Consider the following 20,092-nt stretch of genomic DNA (forward strand, 5'->3'; position numbering starts at 1 on the left):
AATGAAGTATCTCAAGCATCTGTTTTGTATGGCAATGATGCTCTTTCTGCTTCTTCCTGGTGCCGCCGCATCAGAGAGCAAAGGAGAGGGGATTGACCTGCAGGAGATATTGTGGGGACATATCAAGGACTCATACGAGTGGCACGTTACCAATATCGGTGACAAACCAATCATCATCAACCTGCCGGTCTTTGTGAAGACATCAAAAGGCTGGTATGCAGGCAAGGCAGAGGATTTCGCCGAAGAGCCATTGACGGAAGGACCACATGCGGGTTACCGTCCCTGCAAGTACAATCCAGATTTGTTCATTGCAACGAAGGGAAACTACGAACGTCGTATCGTTGAGTTGAAGGAGGACGGCACGGAAGTGCGTCCCTTTGATATATCTATAACGAAGTCGGTGTGCGTACTCTTCATTGATGCCATCATTCTCTTGCTGTGTATTCTGATTCCGGCACGCTGGTGCCGCCGTCATAAGTTTACGGACAAGGCACCGAAGGGTTTTACGGGATTGATGCACATGCTGGTGATGTATATCTATGACGAGGTGATTAAGCCTACGTTGGGTAAGGATGCAGACAGGTTTGCTCCTTATCTGCTCACGTGTTTCTTCTTCATCTTAGTTGCCAACCTGATGGGTATTATTCCATTCCCTCCAGGTGGTGGTAACCTGACAGGTAATATAACCATAACCTTCTTCTTAGCCGTGTGTACGTTCCTCGTGACAAACCTCTCGGGAACAAAGCATTATTGGAAGGATATCTTCTGGCCTGATGTGCCAACTTGGTTGAAGGTACCGGTGCCTTTGATGCCAGTTATTGAGATTTTTGGTATCTTCACAAAGCCTTTCGCATTGATGGTGCGTCTCTTTGCCAATATGATGGCAGGACATGCTATTGCGTTGGCATTGACGTGTATTATCTTTATCATGGCGACTATGGGTATTGTCCTTAGTTCTTCCATGACGATTGTGAGTGTGGGCATGAGCATCTTCATGATGCTGCTCGAGTTGCTTGTATGTTTCATCCAGGCACTTGTATTCACGATGTTGAGTGCTGTGTTCATCTCATTGGCACAGGTACACGAGGCAGAAGCGTAGTTTCGGAGTTGACGAGTTGACAAGTTAACAAGTTGACGAGTTGCTTGTTTTAAGGGAACTGCTTAGACAGAGGGTCTGGCATTCCGAAACACGCTAACCTTATTGGGAATGATAGTCCTGTTAGGAATACTAACCTTGCCAAACAAGTTGGTCCTGACAGCCTCGCTATTTCTTCCTTTCAAAAGCAAAATAAGAAAATAAAAACAATTAATAAATTAAAAGCAAAAAACTATGTTGACATCATTGTTATTAGCAGCAGAAACTGCAAAGTTGGGCGCCGCTATCGGTGCAAGTATCGCAGCCGTAGGCGCAGGTATTGGTATTGGTCGTATCGGTGGTCAGGCTATGGACGCTATGGCTCGTCAGCCAGAGAAGATCGGTGAGCTTCGTTCTGCTATGATCATTGCAGCTGCATTGGTAGAGGGTGTTGCCTTCTTTGCTGCAATTATCGCTCTCCTCTGTGTATTCTAAACTGCACACAGAGTTATTTAAACAAAATTGGTAAGAAAAGTAATTTAGCAGCTTATGTCATTATTATTGCCAGATAGTGGCTTACTCTTTTGGATGACCCTCGTCTTTCTGGTGGTCTTCTTCATCTTGTGGAAATGGGGCTTCCCATCGATTATCAAGATGGTGAACGAGCGCAAGGAGTATATCGACGAGAGTCTTGCCAAGGCAGAGGAAGCCAACTTGAGGCTTGCCAACATTCAGAAACAAGGTGAGGAGCTGCTCATGGAGGCACGTGAGAAACAGGCACAAATCCTTAGGGAGGCGTCTGAGACACGTGACACCATAGTCGGACAGGCACAGGAGAAGGCACACGAAGAGAGTGCCCGCATCCTTTCTGAAGCCAAGGCGGAGATTGAAAGTCAGAAGCAGGCTGCCATCCGTGACATCCGTTCGCAGGTTGCAGATCTCTCTGTGCAGATTGCTGAGAAGATTCTGCATAAGGAACTGTCTGGTTCTGCTGAGCAGGCACAGCTTATCGACCGCTTATTGGATGAAGTTGCTTCTTCTAACGGAACTGAAAGTAAATAATCGCTTATGAATACAGGTGTAATATCGGTTCGCTATGCTCGTGCGCTGTTGAAGAGTGCCTGTGAGCAAGGTCTCGAGGACAAGGTATATGCTATCATGCAGACCCTTGCCCAGAGCTACCTTCAGGTGCCGGAACTCCGCATGACGATTGAAAGCCCGATGCTTCCGAAGGAGAAGAAGCGCAAGCTATTGGAAGTAGCCTGTGGTGACAACTGTCCTGAGCTTATTGGGAACTTCCTTTCCCTTGTCATGAAGGCGGATAGAGAGGAGTTGCTGCAGCTTATGGCGAATGACTATGTCGCTCTGTATCGTAAGCAGAAGAACATCATTCGCGGAAAGGTCATCACAGCCTCGCCTGTCTCTTCCCAGACGGAAGACAAGATGAAAGCACTGGTACAATCCAGAGCACAGGGAACCGTTGAGTTCAACACTGAGGTTGACCCTTCACTCATCGGCGGCTTTATTCTGGAGTATGATACTTACAGAATGGATGCCAGCGTGAAGAGCAAACTGAATGCTATCCTCACACAATTAAAAAAGTAATAGATTAAAACATGTCAGATAAAATTAAACCAAGTGAGGTGTCTGAGATTCTTGTAAAAGAACTTCAAGGCATCAGCTCTGAGGAGAAGTTTGATGAAGTCGGTACCGTACTGACCGTCAGCGACGGTGTGGCACGTGTCTATGGTCTTCGCAATGCTGAAGCCAATGAGTTGCTTGAATTTGAGAATGGCACCATGGCGATTGTCATGAACTTGGAAGAAGACAATGTAGGTTGTATCCTTCTTGGTCCTACTGCAGGTATCAAGGAGGGGCAGAGCGTCAAGCGTACACACCGCATTGCCTCTATCCGTGTCAACGACAACTTCTTGGGACGTGTAGTCAATCCGCTTGGAGAGGCTATCGATGGTAAGGGTGATATTAACCTGACTGATTCTTTTGAGATGCCGCTGGACCGCAAGGCTCCGGGTGTTATCTATCGTCAGCCAGTGAAGGAACCGCTCCAGACTGGTCTGAAGGCCGTTGACTCAATGATTCCTATCGGTCGTGGTCAGCGTGAGCTTATCATTGGTGACCGCCAGACAGGTAAGACAGCCATTGCCGTTGATACCATCATCAATCAAAAGAGCTTCTATGAACAGGGCAATCCTGTTTACTGTATCTATGTTGCCATCGGTCAGAAGGCTTCTACCGTTGCCACATTGGTACAGAACCTCAAGGAGCATGGCGCAATGCCTTACACGATTATCGTAAGTGCAACAGCGGCTGACCCTGCTGCCATGCAGTATTATGCGCCATTTGCCGGTGCTGCTATCGGTGAGTACTTCCGCGACCGTGGCTACTCTGCCCTCGTTATCTATGATGACTTGTCAAAGCAGGCTGTAGCTTATCGTGAGGTATCATTGATTCTCCGTCGTCCTTCAGGTCGTGAGGCTTATCCTGGTGACGTCTTCTATCTCCACTCTCGTCTGCTTGAGCGTGCCGCACGTATCAACAACCAGCAGGAGATTGCCGAGAAGATGAACGACCTCCCAGAGTGCATGAAGGGACATGTAAGAGGTGGCGGGTCACTCACCGCTCTGCCTATCATTGAGACACAGGCAGGTGACGTGTCAGCCTACATCCCTACTAACGTGATTTCCATTACCGACGGTCAGATTTATCTTGAGTCAGACCTCTTTAACCAGGGTTTCCGCCCGGCTATCAACGTAGGTATTTCCGTATCTCGTGTGGGTGGTTCAGCACAGGTCAAGAGTATGAAGAAGGTGGCTGGTACGTTGAAGATTGATATGGCACAGTATCGTGAGTTGGAGGCATTCTCTAAGTTCTCATCAGATATGGACAAGGTCACAGCAATGACCCTTGACCGTGGACGTAAGAACAACCAGTTGCTTATCCAGCCACAGTACAACCCGATGCCAGTGGGTGAGCAGATTGCCATCCTCTATTGCGGTGTGAACGGACTGATGCGCGACGTGCCTGTTGACCAGATACGCCAGTGTCAGGATCAGTTCCTCGACAGCATGCGTTCAACCCATGCCGATGTAATCAGCGAACTGGCTTCTGGCAAACTGGAAGATGCTTCCGTCAAGGTAATCGAGGAAGTCATGGGCAATATTGCCGGACAATATAAATAAAGACAATACAGAATGGCATCCTTAAAGGAAATCAAGACTCGTATAGCCAGTGTTCAGAGTACCCGTAAGATTACGAGTGCGATGAAGATGGTTGCGTCGAGTAAGTTACACCATGCTCAGAATGCCATCGAGAGTATGCTTCCTTACGAGGCTATGCTCGAACACATTCTCAAGGCTTTCCTGGTCTCCACGCCCGACACGGATACTCCGTTCGACGAGGAGAGACCTGTGAAACGTGTTGCCTTACTCGTGTTCTCCTCAAACAGTTCCCTCTGTGGTGGATTCAATGCGAATGTCATCAAGCTGATGCAGCAGACGATAGACGAATATCATGCGCAGGGCTTGACCGACAAGGACATTGTCATCTATCCCGTAGGCCGCAAGGTGGCTGAAACAGCTAAGAAGCGTGGATATACCTGCGTGTATCCTTATCCTCACCTTGCTGACAAGCCTAATTCTGAGGAGTGTCGCAATATCGCCAAGGAGTTAGGTCAGAAATGGCTGGATGGTGAGTTTGATAAGGTGGAGATAATCTATCATCACTTCAAGAGTGCAGGTAGCCAGATTCTCCAGCGTAAGAATTTCCTTCCGATTGACCTTGAGGAAGAACTCAATGCTGACTCTTCGCGTGACCTTTCATCGCATATCGCAACCAAGGCAGCACAGGAATATCTCAAGAGGAAAGGACAGCCCGCTACGCAGAGGTCAAATAATGAGACTATCGTTCCTCTGAATGATAACTTTATCATTGAGCCGGACCTGCACACTGTCTTGACGGCATTGATACCGAAACTGCTGCACCACATGGTCTTTACTGCCCTTCTCGACAGTAATGCATCTGAGCACGCAGCACGAATGGTTGCTATGCAGACCGCAACTGACAATGCTGACGAGCTGCTCCGTTCGCTCCACTTGCAATATAACAAGTCGCGACAAGCAGCCATCACGTCAGAGTTGCTCGATATTGTCGGTGGCTCGGTAAACAACTAATATCCTCTGCCTGTGCTTTGGTGGCAGGTGGAGAATTGAAGAATAGAACAGGGACAGGCTTATTGCTTGTCCCTGTTTCTTTTGTCATTGGACTGTAAGCATCCGACATTATCCGTCCTGGCACTTTATGTCCACCCTATATGACTGGTTTCATATAAGGGGTAAGCACCCTGAAAAAGGTTCTTCCGTTAAATTCGTGGATATTCATCATTATGCTTGTATAAAAGCTGTCATTATCTATCTTAATAGTGACCTAAACAATGTTTTGTAAAAACATTTCAAAGCAAGAAATCGAATTGATGCTCTTCTGGCTTTGAAAAGACGCCCAATTGGCTTGCAATAGATGCCCTTTTGAGGTCTAACTAACGCCCTTTTGAAGTCCAATTAAGCACCTTTTCTTGCACTACTTTATAACCAACTGATTTACTGTTGGTTACAAACTTGCTTTTTATACGTGTTTTTGCCTTTATCTGTAGGTATTTTACCCGAAATTATGTCATGATTTTTCAATCCGTTTTCTGCGGTATCTCACAAGGTACAAGCGAACAGTTGCAGATTTAGATAAAAGCCCTATTCTCCCAATGATATGGATTTAGAAATGAAGAACACTTCACTTTGAGGCTATAACCATTGTATGCGTAGGCGTCTACGCATTTAACGGAAGAGCCCTAAAATAGGTAACAAAACTCTTGCTCATAAACATAAAAAAACGTAAATTTGTCGCATAACCAACTTTGATAATATGCAAAAAACGCAATGGGAAAGGACAAGGGCATTCATCCAACGCAAAGAACTATCGCTGGTTACGGCTTTACACCTTGGCTCGATAATCCTCTGCGGACTGATTTACATCCTACTGCCGGAAGACATCCATCTACGCTGGGGACTGACCTACTGGCTGATATGGATTGCACTCCTGTCGCCCTTTGCACTGATGATAGCAGCACGGAAAAGCAAGCGGAAGCTGGCCATACGCCTTTACGGCGGTCTGATGGGAACGTGTCTGTGGCTGTCCGCCATATTCCTTCACCTCATAGGAGGCGACATCTTTTTCCCTCCCACCCGTCTCTGCAAAGACGGTGACTACCTTGCAAGGCGAATGTACGACTTCTTTGACGACAACCTGACGGCTGTTTACAAAGTTAGCGGGCTGACAGAAAAGAGAGTTGCATTCTTCAGCTACAGCACGCCCGACTCCATCAAGGTCTACGAATCGCTGAATGCCATCGCTCTCTACTGTCCTACCCGAATAGTGGAAGACCCATTGGTCAGCGACACGACAGGTCCTGTCCGTGTCATCGAACAGCTATACGACCGCCCGACAGAGCCCGGACAGAAGAAGAAAGTGGAACAACTTGCCCACCAACTTAACCTCAAACTCGGCTATACGCTGAAATAATAAAACAAGAAAGAAGATATAACTATGCACTACTTAGCACTTAAACAACGTGTTTGCCTTGTCGCAACACCCCTATCTATAACACTTCTTAGCAGTAGCTTCAGAAGTGGTAAGACCCATGCTAACGAGTTGCCTGGCAGCATTCGGATGGCTGCTGACTCCTTAAACAAGTATAGTATCTTTTCAGAGACTTACACTCTCGACCCAGAGGTTCGCCAGTCACAAGAAAATAATTACGCTGATTGGCTGCGCCGTCACGCTACCCCTGACCAGACACAACCAAGGACGAACAAATGAGTTATCGTTTCCTCTCCAATACACCTTACAACCACCGTGCTTTCTTTCTTTACTATTTTGACCAAGAGAATTGTCAGATGCAAGAAACGCAGGAGGCAATTGATAGTTTGGCATTCTTCGATTATATGAGACAGTATGGGTATGACCCGGGGATAGTCCTTGGCTTCGAACCTAAACAGAAATACTATGCCGCTGCTGTCGAAGCTGCCGACAAAGGACATACAGGTATCCTGCTGTTTCTCGTCAAATACAAGAACCCTAATGACCGACAGCGCATCTGTAAATTGCTACTATCTGACTTTAAGAAGAACGGGAAACTGACCGATGAATGCTGTACTGCACTCGAAACATGGGGCAATCCAGACTTTGACCGATATAAGAACGCTAAAGACCTCCGTCGAATCAATAAGCTGCTGGAGCTCAGCTTGAAGAAAAACGAGGAAATAACCGAACTGTGCCATACGGCACTCAAGATATGGGAAAAACCAGACTTTGAATGGTATGCAAAAGCCGTCTGCCAGACAATGGCAAGCAAGAAGAAGTATGACAAAGACCCTTTTTTGCTCACCCTTCTTTGGAGCTATCCATCTTCCTGGAGCTATAACCTGCTTGAAGACAGGCTCTCTGGAAAAGACCAATTATACAATAAGGAATTAACGGAGCATTTCCTTAAAAGAAGTGCTAAAAGAGGACCTGTCCCTCCTGTCTTCCAACCACTGTACGATAAGTATCTGAAAGGATTGATAAAGACTAAGCCAAACTAATCCAATCAGTTCAACTAACCCTACAAGCCCCTCCTCCGTAGGGAGGGGAGTAAACAGCGAGACACCCCTTGTGGCACTTTGAGACTTGGAGCTTTGAACATTGAACTATACCCGCCTTTTCTTTGTTACTCTGTCCTTTCATACGCTGTCTTCCGTTCATTATGCAGCTTCTGCCTCCTTTTTACTTTCCCTTCTCCCTCTGTTGAGGGAATAAAACAAAAGATATGGATAAAATGTTTCTTAAACAAAGTGCGTGCATTATTGCAACACTCATCATGCTAATCCTTCTTGGCTGTAGTTGCAGTTGTTGTAAAAGTCAATCGGACAGATTGGACGATAGTGCAACGATGGCACTCGACTCTTTCCGCCAGTGCCGCTATATAGCTCTTACTAAAGGAGTTGGTATGTCTGGTCGTCGATCAGAACAATATGATTATGCCAACCAGCTAAGCCGCCACGCTACAGTCGAACAGTTAGCAGAGATTGCCAATACCGATACTTCACGCATCTCAAGGCTCTGGGCGTTCAGAATACTGCTGAAGAAAGCTGACAAACAAGTACTCGATGTATTGAAACAGGCATTAAACGACACTATGCCCGTGCAGCTTATGTCTGGCTGTGAGCGTTATAACGAGCCTTACAACCAAGCGACCATATCCGTCTACAGCTACGACCACGAAGAACTCAAACTATCCGAGCAACAGCTATATTCCATCGACAGCCTGATATTCTTCGGTTATATGAAGAAGTATGGATTTGACAATGTAGTACTCGTAAACCTCAAAGCCCATCCAATCTATTATCCCACAGTTGCCAAAGAAGCCGACAAAGGGAATGAAGCTATCCTGCCCCTCCTCGCTAAATATCAGAACCTCAATGACCGCCAGCGTATCAACAAGCTACTGAAAGCCAGTCTGAAGGAAAACGGAGAAATGACCTATTCGTGTCGTGAAGCTATCAGAACATGGAGCGACCCGGCCTTTGAGTGGTATGCAAAAGCCGTCTGTCAGACAGCTGTCAAGAAGCAGGGTTATTACATAGATGATTATCTCCCACTGCTCTGGGCTTATCCTGCCACTTGGAGCTATCAGATTCTTGAGGATATACTCTCTGAAAAGAAAGATTTAGCCTCTGACAACGAATTCACCTGTAACAAGGAGCAAACATTAGACTTTCTTGCCGAACAAGTCAGGACGCAGCCTCCCCACCCTCTCTTCCGACCGCTATACGATAAATATCTGATGAAAAAGGATTGATCCGCACTCTCTCCTTCTGCAGCGAAGTTTTACAATCTCCCGGCTGATAGACTTATAACCTGACAAAGGTATGCACTATTTCCATCAGCAGAATGATGACAACAACGAGCATCATTCTGCTGAAATTCCTGTCCCCCTCTTTGAATATTCTTTACACCAAGGAGGCAAGTTGACGAGTGTACGAACAGACAGGCTAACCAGTTGCTTGTGAAAAAGACGGGGTTATGGGAGACAGAATAACTGAGGAGCGAGAAGACGGAATGACTCTAAGAACGGAAAAAGACAAAGAGACAAAGGGATGAAGAAGACAGAAAGAAAGAAGAACAGAAAGCAAAGGGATGGAAGAGTGAGAAAGACAAAAACATAAAAGAACAAATAGGTTATCACCATATTAAAACAAAAAAAGACAGAATAACAAGTTAACCCGTTACTCTGTCTTTTGTTCTTTTGTTACTATGTCTTTATATTACCCTGTCGTTTTTATTTTCTTATGTCATTATGTCTCCATGTTATTCTATCTTTTCCCACGGCACAACAGCAGGCTTAGGGAGATTGTATCCGGCGCAGACACCCATTCCGTTCCGCATATTACTGTAAGTAGGACGAACAGGAGAAAGACCAGCCTGGCTAAATGCATTGTTGGACAACTCGTTCAATGTAAGCAGGAAACGGTAATAAGACGGTGCGATATGATAGAGTTCCAGCTTCAGTCCTTCCTCTACCCCAAACTTCTCCTTCAATTCTTTCAGTGCTTCCTTGGATTCATAGCCATACCATCGTCTGCTCTCAACTTTAACATTCAGATGAAGGGTATAGGCGGCGCCATTGATGGTCTTATCTTCAAAGATATAAAAGTCCTGATAGAAATCGTTGCTGAAACCGAAATCATCATCAATGCCTGAAAGCGGATTGAGGAGTGGCTCATTCTCTATGTAAAGAGGCATATAGCTTTCAGAAATGCTATAGTGGACAGCCACACTGTCCCATTGCTCGCTATCACGCTGCTCCATATAATCCCTATAGCGATAATATAGTTTTACCATCTTCATATCACTGCCATATCTACGATAACCTTCTACGTAACAGGATTGGAGTTCTGCACGTTTTACCCGCACAGCATAATAGTCGCGCGTCTGGGCAGGATCGGTAAAGGTTGCCAACAGCTGCTGCCGCATCACTCCATACTTTGAGCCTACCTTTCGTACTGACAGATTATTTACCTCAACAGGCTCTGGTATCTCCGTAGAGCTCTCGACAGGCTCCAGTCCCTGCGCCTCAACACGCAGCTGCACCTTGTCGCCAGCCTTCTGATGTGCCACAACACGATAACGCCCGTTGCCCAAGGCTGTTATAGGCTGTGCCTGTCCGTTCAACTGATAGGTAATGTTCGCATCATCTATCATCGGATTCTTGTGTGCAGTTTGATAGGTCTTCAGCGGAATACTGTGCGATACGGTGATATAAGTGGTATCAGCAGTGGAAGGCATACAATAGACAACCAGTTTCGACGGTGTATCGGGCAGACTGCTGATACTGAAATCATCCTTGCAACTCATTACTGACAGGGCAAGGATGAGAAGAAAAAACATCTTTTTCATGCTCGGAGCTTAAAATTTAAATGTATAACTGAACGATGGAATGATGGGGATAAAGGCATTGTTCTTTATCCTTACACGGTTTTCGCTGTCGATTTTCACCCTTACCCAAAATGAGTTCAGATGGCAATACGCATTATACAGGCTGAGATTCCAGATTCGTTCGTGCCCTTTCTTCGTTGTGTGGTGGAAGTCAAAACCCAAATCCAGACGGTGATAAGCAGGCAGGACAATGTTATTAGGCTGCTCGTAAGCGAAGTTCAGACTGTTGCCATCAGATGACTGGAAGTTCAGTCCTCCCTTTCTCTGATCTGGCACATTGGGCAGACCTATATACTGTGTAGGTACGGTCATACGGTTACCCGTGCGGAAAGTCCATGCTGCATAGGCTGCAATCTTCTTGCTGATGTTCCATCTTCCAGTGAAAGAGAGCTTGTGGCGGTTGTCGAACTTGTCGTAATACCACCCATCATGAAAGTCATCAAACTTCCTTTCGCTCCATGACAACGTGTAGGAACCATGCAGACTGAAACTGGAAACATGGTAATCAGCATCCAGTTCAACACCATAGGAACGCCCCTCGCCATCCATAACCGTGTGGTCCCAGTTGGCAGCAGGTGGCTCAAGTCCCGACCAGCTGGCATACTGCAGGATATGGCTTGAGTGCTTGTAATAACCCTCCAGAGACAGCAGCCAATACTTGCTGGGCTTCATATAAGCTCCTGCAGCCAGCTGCCATGAGCGCATAGGTTGCAGGCGTGCGGTGGTCGGAACCCAATAGTCGGTCGGCAGGTCAAGGAAAGAGTTGGCAATCTTGTGCACAAACTGGCTCATCATCGTGTAGCTTGCCTTGAAAGAAAGCCGTTCAGCAGGCTGGAACTTCATGGACAGGCGTGGGCTCAACGTTGCAAAAGTCTTGTCACTGATACAGAAAACATCAACATTCACACCCCCGTTGACGCTCCATTTCTCATTGAGCATCATTTCGTCCTCGGCATAGAATGTCAGCTGGTGCGCCACATTCTTGTTATGGCTTTGAGTTGCAATTGTATCTGTCTTTGGGTTATTACTGTCCTGATAGCTGTCAAGCCTACTGTAGGTCTGCGGCTTGAAGTAGTGGTAGGTATAATCCTGTCCGAAACGGATGTGATGATGTGGGTTCGGACGGAAGTCAAAGGCAGCACGATAGCCGATGTCATCAATAGACGACCGGTAGCCATGTGAGGTCAGTGTCGATATGTTTTCTTTCCCCGGCTGCATGGACACCCATTTATCCGACATGTCCACAGTTGACCGGTTATGTGTATAGACAGCTGTGAAATTCGCAAAGAGTTTTGGCGAGAACTGATAGTTCCAGTCCAGCGCCATATTGAGATTACCCCAGTGGAAACGTTCCTCGAATGAGCCATAGTCACGATCCGTGGAAGAGGAGCTACTGCTCCAGTCTTCTCGGGAATCCAGACCGTCTTCCCCCGAATAGATACTCAGTGACATACGTGAACGTTCACTGAAGATATTAGTCAGCTTGAGATTCATGTCATGGAAAAAATAAGAAAGACTTTCCTTATCCTCACGCTTGTGGTTACTGATGGCGAAGGCAGGACGCGTCAGCAAGTCAAGCCAGCTGCGGCGCAATCCGAAATTATAGGATGTCTTGCCCTTTCTGATTGGTCCCTCAAAGTGCAGAGCACCATCCAGCAGACCGACACGAACACTTCCATGTGCATGATAAAGGTCGCCGTCAGCCGTACGCACGTCTATGACGCTCGACAGTCTGCCGCCGTAACGTGCAGGAAATCCGCTCTTGTAAAAATCCACATTCTTCACCACATCCGCATTGAATGAGGAGAACAAGCCAAACGTATGGTTGGTATGATAGAGCGGTGTTCCGTCCAGCAGGAAGAGATTCTCATCGCTGTTGCCGCCATGAACATAAAGCCCGCTGGCAAGTTCCATTCCGTCCGACACACCACTCGTGCGCTGCAACGTCTTGATAACGTCAGGACTGCTCAGCAGTGAGTATTCAGTCTTTATGTCTTTCTGTGAAAGGGAGAGCTTTCCCGTCTGTGTTTTCAGCAAAGGCGAATTAAGGTCAGTCGTCACCACCAGTTCATCCAGCTGTGCATCACCCTGAAGGACAATGTCATGATTCTGATTGGCAGTGAGTTCTACTGTTTCAACAAGAGTCTTGTAGCCCACGTAGCTACATCTTATTTCATGCCGTCCCTCGCTCAGCGTGAGAGAGAAGTGCCCATAAGCATTGGTCATCGTTCCCTGCCGTGTTGTGAGGTCGTAGACAGTTGCATTGATAAGCGGTTCACCATTACGGTCTTTCACGTATCCACTCAGTGTAAAGCGTTGCCGTGCTTTGTCCTCATCCACGCCTTGGATTGTCCTTTCCACGTGCGCAAAGCCTCTCATGGCAGCCATATCGTATCCCGAAGCCTTCTGTGCAAATGAGCCAAATGAGCTTAAACAGAAGGCAAACATAAGTATTTGTTTGTTCATTTGAAATTATTTGAGTTTGCAAAGTTACTATTTTTCAATGTAATATTTCCATGTTCAATATACTTTTTAGAAGCTGGTATAGAGATTATCAACCCGATAAAACTTGAACCTAAGTCGGTCATCAGCCCACTATGGGCTCATTATCCTGATTAATCGTATTGGCTTTGGAAAAGTAAGCCTTCCAATCAAACAAAGTTTGTTTGCCTATGGCTGTTCCCACACTGGCAACACACTGCAAGGTGTTTAGCACTCAACACCACTGGTGTTTACCAACATCACCACGTGTGCTGGAGTACAACACATCAGCAGAAAACGGGAAAAGGTTTTATCGGACACCAATGATTTATTTTGAATTGGGCGTTACTTGCGTTGCAACTAACGCCTAATTGAAGTCCAACTAACGCCCTTTTGCAATGCTACTAAGCACCTTTTCTTGCACGACTTTATAATCAACTGGTTATCTTCAACTTACAAATCCACTCAAAAGCGTTCCCTCCAGCTACACAGATGATATATAAAATACAGACATACAAGGCAAACGTTCCTGTCATCATAAGTAACTTACGGACAGAGGATTAGCAGTACACTTCAAAACAAACAACACACCTGAACCCTCCTTGTTATGTTTCCCGATTACGCCCAAGAAGTCCACGAAGCCAGAAATAAAGTTCTTCCTGCAAACGGAAAAGACGCCACGAACAGCGCAGGGGCATATAACCGAATTTGCGTTTTATGGAAGGGCTTACCTGCTCAAGGGTGATGGTCTGCCAGACATGGTGCATAACCTCCAACCCATGCTGGCGTTCGGTTGCAGACAGTTCATTGCGATGGAGGTAATAAAACATATAGACACCCACCAAGTTGAGCCATCTCACCGTCTCATAACAACGGAGACTCTCGTCAGATGCACCTATGCCGATGAGCTGACAACGCATGCTCTCATTAGCCAAAAGGAAATCGAAACGGCGCACGCTGACACTTCGCGTAACGGAAACTGGTTGCTGACGATAATAATAAACACCCTCACAGCAAGCCACCTTACGCGAATAATAATAGTGAATACGGGTGGTGTTATCATCACTGTATGCCCGCTGCGATTCGTCGTAAGGATATGCCTTGTGAATGGCATTACGCACAACATAACAGCCATGAATCTGCCAAGTAAGACTCTCCCGAAAAGCCTCATCACCCGTCATCGTACTGAATGAGGACATCTTATAGTCCTTCAGGCTTCCATCCACATAAGCATAAAGAAGGCGAAACAAGACACAGTCGACATCCTCCCGGAACGAATTGCATACCTTTTCCAAAGCATCCTGACTCAACCAGTCGTCACTATCCACAAAGCCGATGTAATCGCCTGTTGCATGAGACAAGCCCACATTTCGCGCATGTGCCTGTCCACGGTTCTCCTTTAGGGCAAATACTTTGATACGCTCATCCCTTTCAGCATACTGACGCAGCACTTCCAGCGAGTTATCCGTTGACGCATCATCAACGCAGATAACCTCAATATCCTCCAAGGTCTGCGACAACAGCGAGTCAAGGCATTGTGGGAGATACGCTGCTGTGTTATAGACGGCTACAAGTACACTAATCTTTGGCATGGCGGGTAAACTTATTCTTCACTTTACTTACCAAGGCTTCCCATAGTCCTGCCTTTGACTTCAGTACACTGAGGGAAACTATCGTGCTGATGACACACAACACCACGGCAACACCCCATCGCAACCAGTCGCTCTCTGAACGGACACAAAGGAACACAAGGAAGCCGATTGACAGCTGGACTGCGGCATAGAACATCACTGAAGAGGACAGCCGGTAATGGTAACGGCTGTAAGCATAGACATAAACAAATACGAAATTGAGAAAGCCTGCCACTGCAACGCCGACTCCTGCACCGAAGATGCCCCATTGCCTGAAGCCGACAATCACCAGTAGGACAAGGAAAACATCATAAGAGGACTCTAAGAACAAGTAGGAACGGGAGTCGCCTTTTGCCAAGGGAATATACTCCACCGGCAGACGCATTGCCCGCATGTACATGGCAAGAACCAATACCTGTGCCATACTGAGGGATGGCAGGAACTTGTCGGAATAAAGAAAGAGTATCAATTGCGGCAGAAATAACAAGAAAAGTGCCAGCAAAGGGGAGATAAGCAGGAGTGTGACTTCTATCTGCCTGTTGACAATCTGGTTAAAAGTAAACTTCAAGCTGTTTGCGCCCGACAGACGAGGAAAGTAGTCGGTTTCCATCGCTGAGAATATCATTCCTGCATAGACCATCGTCATCATGAAAGCGGAATTATAGAAACCTACGGTCTCAATCTCTCCTACATTGTTGAGGTAACTGCGGATAACAAGTTCAGCACCAGAGCCCAAGATACCCGCAAGCACAAACGCTGTTCCCAGACGAATCATCCCCCAGCCCTTGCCAAGGAACGACCTGTGGAAAGAAATGCGGAGAGGATAAAGTCGGTAAGATACCATGATGGTCAATATCATCTGCACCAAAGCCATCAAAACCAGGGATGGAACAATGGCTGCATTGCTGAAGAAATAATAAAGCGGAACCGTCAGAACCAGTGCTGCAAGCACGTTATACACGGAAATCGCAGCCAGGGAACGTAGTTTGCGCACGCCCTTGAGTATGGCAAGCTCGCCACCTGCCAGTGCCGTCAGGGCTACACAGGGTGAAAGAAGGATGAAATGCAGCGTGTGACCGTCCCACGAGAAGGTGTAACGGCTGAGCAAAGGACTGAACACAATACAGGCAAACATACCTGACAAGGCAGTGAGCAGGCTCCATGAACGGACGAGCGCAATGTCTTCTGTCAGCTTTTCTTCATCCTCCCGGTCGTAATCCTCTGATATATTACGCACCGCACTCATGGAAATTCCGAAGTTGGTGGAGTCACCGATGAGCTTTGTCGTGGAATTGAACAGCGAGATAAGACCGACTCCCTGAGGACCGAGCAGCATCGCAACAAACTTGTTGCGGATAATACCAATCAGCACATTGAGCCCCTGCACACCACCGAAGAGGCTGATGTACTTCAGGATATGCAGATAACCATCAGTGTTGGAGTCTTTTTTCATCGTATTATCTAACGGATATAAAAGTTTTTTATTATTTTTGCAACAAACAATTATTTCATGAAACTATCCATCATCATACCCATCTATAACGTTGAAGACACACTCCGACGCTGTCTGGAGAGTGTGCTGGCACAGGTGGACGAGACGATGGAGGTGGTGCTTATTGATGACGGGTCGACGGACTCTTCAGCCGTGATAGCGGAGAAAATGACGGCTGGAAGGGATGAATGCAGGCTTATCCGCCAAGCCAACAAGGGACTATCGGCAGCAAGAAACGCAGGAATCGAAGTGGCTACAGGGGACTATATCACCTTTGTCGACTCTGATGATTTTGTTGCCGATGGTACGTATCCCGCCTTGCTTGCTGTACTTGACGGACATCCCGCCTATGACATCCTTGAATATCCTGTCATGGTGCATTACGGGAGTGCGACAAGAGAACGGCTGCTGACCTTCCCTGACACCACCATCGGTTCCATCCGTGACTACTGGCTCAGCGGAGGTCATCTCCACACATACGCCTGGAACAAGCTGTTCCGCCGTGAACTCTTTGCTGACATACGCTTCCCCGAGGGCAAGGTGTTTGAAGATGTCCACACTTATCCTCTCCTGCTGCAGCGTGCAAGGATTGTGGCAACAACCTCCGTGGGACTGTATTACTACTGTCAGAACGACAGGGGAATCACGGCACGGGCTGGAGGAAAGGAGCTGACCGACCTGCTGGAAGCGCATCTCAAGCATCTCAAGCTATGGGGTGAGCTGACGCCGGATTACTACCAGTCACTGCTCAACATACAGATGGATGTCTACGAGGCAACGCATGCCGACCCCATCCTCCCTGTCCTGCCCTATAAAGGAACGTTGAAACTCTTTTTTCTCCACTTAATAGGATTAAAACGCTTATGCCAACTCAACCGATTTATACACAGAATAAGGAAAAGAAGCCGCTTGTGAGCTTCATTGTAACCTACTATAATGAACCGACTTATATGCTGAAAGAATGTGTCAACAGCATTCTGGCATTGAGTCTGAACGAGTCTGAACGGCAGATTATCGTCGTGGATGACGGTTCGGAGGTATCGCCTGTCAACGACCTTCTTGAACTTTCGCCGAATATTATCTACGTGCGGCAGCCCAACCAGGGACCAAGCCAGGCACGGAACACGGGCATAGAACTGGCTTCGGGCAGCTTTATCCAGTTCGTTGATGGCGATGACTGCCTGCTGACAAGTGCCTACGAACAGTGTCTTGACATCGTCAGATACAAGGACACGGATATGGTTCTCTTCCAGTCAACAGACAAAACAATATCCAAACCGATAACCGATGCCGAGGGTCCGATGAGCGGAACAGAGTATATGACACATCATAACCTGCGTGGTAGCGTCTGCACTTTCCTTTTCAGCAAGGAGATTCTGCACGACCTGCGTTTCCCTAAGGGCACGTTCCACGAGGATGAGGAGTTCGTGCCACAGATTATGTTGCGTGCCGAAAACCTCTATACGACCAATAACAAGGCATACTACTATCGTAAGCGGAAGAACTCTACGATGCACAAGACCGACAAACGCTGGCACATCCGCCGTCTCGCTGATGCCGAACAGGTTATTTACCGCTTGAAGGAAAGGGTGGATTATCTCCCTGTCAAGGAGCGCATTGCCATGGACAGGCGTATTGCCCAGCTGACGATGGACCATATATATAACGTGATTACACTGACTCATGACGAGACACATCTCAACCATGTACTGCAACGCCTGTCCCGACGTGGGCTCTTCCCGTTGCCAGACAAGGACTATACAACAAAATACAAGTACTTCCGAAAGATGACAAGCACAGCCTTCGGACGCAAGATGCTGATGATGGCTTTGAGGGTAAAGAAGGCATAAATCATTAATTCAAAGTTCGATATAATGAATTCTGAATTAAGATAACTCTGCCAATTCACTATCCAGGGTTCAATGCTCATAATACTGATTACCATTATCAAGATGTATTTATCCCACAACTGGTCAACTTCTAAACTTGTCCACCTGTCCACTTGTCCGCTTGCAAACTGTCATTTTTCTTTACAAACAAGAACAAACAAAATACGCCAAACAGCACTTTCCAACCGCACCCACAACTAACAGTAAATCAACAGGTTATAAAACACAAAACATAAAGATGCCTAATTGGACTCGTAAAGGGCGTTAGTTGGAGCTCAAAAGGGCGTTAGTTGCAACGCAAGTAAGGCTTAATTCAAACCTGAAAGAGCATCTACTCTAAAACCATAGGTCAAAAAATATTACAAAACAAATTCATAATTCACGATTTGATGTTCGAATTTATGATTACTTCGTGAATCAGTAATTCATACTTACTCAAACAAACACCTTATCAACACCTTATTATTATATTCGATTCCACCCTCGGAAAACTGCGCCTGAACTTAAAATCAGCTTCACAAAATTTGCATAAATGTAATTTACAAGTTACCTTTGCCTATGGAATACAAGAGGAACACAACCGATAAAGACTATTCCGGGGACTCCTTCAATGTGCAAGATGAAAAAACATGGAGGGAGATTATCAAGATACTTGATATAGTGAAACAGATAGAAAGGATTATCAAGGCGTATGAAAATACTTCTCTTAGGCGAATATAGCAACGTACACAACACACTGGCACGTGGTCTGCGCGAGCTTGGACATACAGTGACGGTCGTGTCAAATGGGGATTTCTGGAAGAATTACCCACGTGACATTGATGTTTCCAGACGCCCGGGAAAGATAGGCGGTATGCTTTTGATGGCAAAGATTTACGCACTACTGCCCCGCCTGCGAGGCTATGATATCGTGCAGTTCATCAATCCTGTGTTCTTTGATTTGAAGGCAGGACGCCTTTTCCCACTCTTCCGTTATCTGAAAAAACATAACAAGAAAGTCGTTCTGTGTGGTTTCGGAATGGATTACTATTGGGTAAACACCTGCTCAACAACGATGCCGCTGCGTTACAGCGACTTCAATATCGGCAATGAACTGCGCCAGAACAAGGAGGCAATAGTCGAGAGAGAGGATTGGATTGGCACGGACAAGGAACGTCTAAACCTGCTGATGGCTGAGCAATGTGACGGCATCGTGACAGGACTCTATGAGTATTGGCGTTGCTATGAGCCGTATTTCCCTAAGAAAACAACCTTCATACCCTTCCCCATCGTCGTGGGTGAAGCTCCTGACATAGCCGACGAAACACCCGAAAAGCTGAACCTCTTTATCGGAATCAGCAAGAACCGCTCTGCCTATAAAGGGACGGATATTATGCTGCAGGCTGCCGAAACCGTGAAGAAACAACACCCTGACAGGCTGAACCTCAAGGTTGTAACAGGCTTGCCCTTTGACGAATACGTACGCACGATGCTCGGCTCTGACGCTATCATGGACCAGCTCTACAGCTATACGCCTTCCATGAATCCGCTGGAGGCTATGGCACACGGCATCATCTGTATCGGTGGCGGTGAGCCGGAGAACTATGAAATCATCAACGAAACCACGCTCCGCCCCATCATCAACGTCCTCCCTACTTACGAAAGCTGTGTTACTGAGCTCACCCGCCTTGTCACTGACCTGTCTCTCATCCCCCAGTTGCGCCGCCAAAGCTACGAATACGTACACAAGCACCATGACCATATCAAGGTTGCCCGACAGTATGAGACCTTTTATCATTCGCTGTAGGCAGTCATTGCCTTATCAGATTAATCAGGCTAATTGGGTTAATCAGGCTAATCAAGCTAATTAAGCTAATTGAGCTAACTGCCTACCCCCTCTTAGTGCATCATCCTGGGGAACAGTATCATACAAAAACAGTTTTACCACAGCCCGACAAGGAAATGCCGAACTGTGGTAAAATAGTTATTGACAGTTACTTAT

17 protein-coding genes are annotated in these 20,092 nt (G+C 46.7%); 13 read left to right on the forward strand and 4 right to left on the reverse strand.

Annotated elements, in window-relative coordinates; genetic code table 11:
- Position 1 precedes the first annotated feature (1 nt).
- The 10 genes from atpB (at position 2) to ADJ77_RS11195 (ending at position 8,981) form a co-directional block, all read left to right on the forward strand.
- On the forward strand, positions 2-1,099 hold the full coding sequence (gene atpB / locus ADJ77_RS11155; protein WP_042741020.1) for a F0F1 ATP synthase subunit A: 1,098 nt from the start codon (positions 2-4) through the stop codon (positions 1,097-1,099).
- A gap of 231 nt (positions 1,100-1,330) precedes the next feature.
- A complete protein-coding gene (atpE, locus tag ADJ77_RS11160; protein WP_025078686.1) occupies positions 1,331-1,570 on the forward strand; it encodes an ATP synthase F0 subunit C in 240 nt (79 codons plus the stop codon).
- Between the two features lie 54 nt (positions 1,571-1,624).
- Positions 1,625-2,137, forward strand: coding sequence for a F0F1 ATP synthase subunit B (atpF, locus tag ADJ77_RS11165; RefSeq protein WP_025078685.1), 513 nt, complete (start codon positions 1,625-1,627; stop codon positions 2,135-2,137).
- A 6-nt stretch (positions 2,138-2,143) separates the two neighbouring features.
- A complete protein-coding gene (locus tag ADJ77_RS11170; protein WP_025078684.1) occupies positions 2,144-2,680 on the forward strand; it encodes a F0F1 ATP synthase subunit delta in 537 nt (178 codons plus the stop codon).
- 11 nt (positions 2,681-2,691) lie between these two features.
- Positions 2,692-4,275 (forward strand): F0F1 ATP synthase subunit alpha, encoded by a 1,584-nt coding sequence (atpA, locus tag ADJ77_RS11175; protein ID WP_025078683.1) that lies wholly within the window; start codon positions 2,692-2,694, stop codon positions 4,273-4,275.
- Between the two features lie 12 nt (positions 4,276-4,287).
- A complete protein-coding gene (locus tag ADJ77_RS11180; protein WP_050696419.1) occupies positions 4,288-5,265 on the forward strand; it encodes a F0F1 ATP synthase subunit gamma in 978 nt (325 codons plus the stop codon).
- 742 nt (positions 5,266-6,007) lie between these two features.
- Positions 6,008-6,664 carry a hypothetical protein gene (locus tag ADJ77_RS11185; RefSeq protein WP_025078682.1) on the forward strand — a complete coding sequence of 219 codons (657 nt, stop codon included), beginning with the start codon at positions 6,008-6,010 and terminating at the stop codon, positions 6,662-6,664.
- Positions 6,665-6,688: 24 nt separating this feature from the next.
- Positions 6,689-6,961, forward strand: a complete 273-nt coding sequence (locus ADJ77_RS13890) for a hypothetical protein (RefSeq protein ID WP_154663400.1) — start codon at positions 6,689-6,691, stop codon at positions 6,959-6,961.
- Complete coding sequence (locus ADJ77_RS11190) at positions 6,958-7,725, forward strand: hypothetical protein (RefSeq protein ID WP_025078681.1); 768 nt, start codon at positions 6,958-6,960, stop codon at positions 7,723-7,725. The genes ADJ77_RS13890 and ADJ77_RS11190 overlap by 4 nt, the downstream gene beginning before the upstream one ends.
- A 329-nt stretch (positions 7,726-8,054) precedes the next feature.
- Positions 8,055-8,981 carry a hypothetical protein gene (locus ADJ77_RS11195; RefSeq protein WP_244148559.1) on the forward strand — a complete coding sequence of 309 codons (927 nt, stop codon included), beginning with the start codon at positions 8,055-8,057 and terminating at the stop codon, positions 8,979-8,981.
- A gap of 509 nt (positions 8,982-9,490) precedes the next feature.
- On the opposite strand, the gene ADJ77_RS11200 is transcribed toward ADJ77_RS11195, so the two are convergent.
- From ADJ77_RS11200 to ADJ77_RS11215, 4 genes are all read right to left on the reverse strand, one after another.
- The gene (locus tag ADJ77_RS11200; protein ID WP_025078680.1) at positions 9,491-10,579 is read right to left on the reverse strand and encodes a DUF4249 domain-containing protein; all 1,089 of its coding nucleotides are present in this window, start codon (positions 10,577-10,579) and stop codon (positions 9,491-9,493) included.
- Between the two features lie 9 nt (positions 10,580-10,588).
- Positions 10,589-13,084: a TonB-dependent receptor gene (locus ADJ77_RS11205; RefSeq protein ID WP_025078679.1), complete on the reverse strand. Its 2,496-nt coding sequence runs from the start codon at positions 13,082-13,084 to the stop codon at positions 10,589-10,591.
- A 620-nt stretch (positions 13,085-13,704) separates the two neighbouring features.
- A complete protein-coding gene (locus tag ADJ77_RS11210) occupies positions 13,705-14,691 on the reverse strand; it encodes a glycosyltransferase family 2 protein (protein ID WP_050696421.1) in 987 nt (328 codons plus the stop codon).
- Positions 14,678-16,183 carry an oligosaccharide flippase family protein gene (locus ADJ77_RS11215; RefSeq protein ID WP_025078677.1) on the reverse strand — a complete coding sequence of 502 codons (1,506 nt, stop codon included), beginning with the start codon at positions 16,181-16,183 and terminating at the stop codon, positions 14,678-14,680. The genes ADJ77_RS11210 and ADJ77_RS11215 overlap by 14 nt, the downstream gene beginning before the upstream one ends.
- 57 nt (positions 16,184-16,240) lie before the next feature.
- Here ADJ77_RS11215 and ADJ77_RS11220 point away from each other — a divergent pair, with 57 nt between their 5' ends.
- The 3 genes from ADJ77_RS11220 (at position 16,241) to ADJ77_RS11230 (ending at position 19,897) form a co-directional block, all read left to right on the forward strand.
- Complete coding sequence (locus ADJ77_RS11220) at positions 16,241-17,137, forward strand: glycosyltransferase family 2 protein (RefSeq protein ID WP_050696422.1); 897 nt, start codon at positions 16,241-16,243, stop codon at positions 17,135-17,137.
- Positions 17,086-18,072 (forward strand): glycosyltransferase family 2 protein, encoded by a 987-nt coding sequence (locus ADJ77_RS11225; protein WP_081784447.1) that lies wholly within the window; start codon positions 17,086-17,088, stop codon positions 18,070-18,072. The genes ADJ77_RS11220 and ADJ77_RS11225 overlap by 52 nt, the downstream gene beginning before the upstream one ends.
- Positions 18,073-18,802: 730 nt before the next feature.
- On the forward strand, positions 18,803-19,897 hold the full coding sequence (locus ADJ77_RS11230; protein ID WP_025078675.1) for a glycosyltransferase family protein: 1,095 nt from the start codon (positions 18,803-18,805) through the stop codon (positions 19,895-19,897).
- The last annotated feature ends 195 nt before the right edge of the window (positions 19,898-20,092 follow it).

It is taken from the genome of Prevotella fusca JCM 17724 (genome assembly GCF_001262015.1).
Classification (GTDB): domain Bacteria; phylum Bacteroidota; class Bacteroidia; order Bacteroidales; family Bacteroidaceae; genus Prevotella; species Prevotella fusca.

What these genes read in the sequence shown, in the direction of transcription:
- ADJ77_RS11210 (WP_050696421.1), bottom strand. Translation starts at nt 14,691, where the DNA reads ATGCCAAAGATTAGTGTACTTGTAGCCGTCTATAACACAGCAGCGTAT.
- ADJ77_RS11170 (WP_025078684.1), top strand. Translation starts at nt 2,144, where the DNA reads ATGAATACAGGTGTAATATCGGTTCGCTATGCTCGTGCGCTGTTGAAG.
- ADJ77_RS13890 (WP_154663400.1), top strand. Translation starts at nt 6,689, where the DNA reads ATGCACTACTTAGCACTTAAACAACGTGTTTGCCTTGTCGCAACACCC.
- ADJ77_RS11225 (WP_081784447.1), top strand. Translation starts at nt 17,086, where the DNA reads ATGCCAACTCAACCGATTTATACACAGAATAAGGAAAAGAAGCCGCTT.
- ADJ77_RS11230 (WP_025078675.1), top strand. Translation starts at nt 18,803, where the DNA reads ATGAAAATACTTCTCTTAGGCGAATATAGCAACGTACACAACACACTG.
- ADJ77_RS11215 (WP_025078677.1), bottom strand. Translation starts at nt 16,183, where the DNA reads ATGAAAAAAGACTCCAACACTGATGGTTATCTGCATATCCTGAAGTAC.
- ADJ77_RS11200 (WP_025078680.1), bottom strand. Translation starts at nt 10,579, where the DNA reads ATGAAAAAGATGTTTTTTCTTCTCATCCTTGCCCTGTCAGTAATGAGT.
- atpB (WP_042741020.1), top strand. Translation starts at nt 2, where the DNA reads ATGAAGTATCTCAAGCATCTGTTTTGTATGGCAATGATGCTCTTTCTG.
- atpF (WP_025078685.1), top strand. Translation starts at nt 1,625, where the DNA reads ATGTCATTATTATTGCCAGATAGTGGCTTACTCTTTTGGATGACCCTC.
- ADJ77_RS11185 (WP_025078682.1), top strand. Translation starts at nt 6,008, where the DNA reads ATGCAAAAAACGCAATGGGAAAGGACAAGGGCATTCATCCAACGCAAA.
- atpA (WP_025078683.1), top strand. Translation starts at nt 2,692, where the DNA reads ATGTCAGATAAAATTAAACCAAGTGAGGTGTCTGAGATTCTTGTAAAA.
- atpE (WP_025078686.1), top strand. Translation starts at nt 1,331, where the DNA reads ATGTTGACATCATTGTTATTAGCAGCAGAAACTGCAAAGTTGGGCGCC.
- ADJ77_RS11190 (WP_025078681.1), top strand. Translation starts at nt 6,958, where the DNA reads ATGAGTTATCGTTTCCTCTCCAATACACCTTACAACCACCGTGCTTTC.
- ADJ77_RS11205 (WP_025078679.1), bottom strand. Translation starts at nt 13,084, where the DNA reads ATGAACAAACAAATACTTATGTTTGCCTTCTGTTTAAGCTCATTTGGC.
- ADJ77_RS11180 (WP_050696419.1), top strand. Translation starts at nt 4,288, where the DNA reads ATGGCATCCTTAAAGGAAATCAAGACTCGTATAGCCAGTGTTCAGAGT.
- ADJ77_RS11220 (WP_050696422.1), top strand. Translation starts at nt 16,241, where the DNA reads ATGAAACTATCCATCATCATACCCATCTATAACGTTGAAGACACACTC.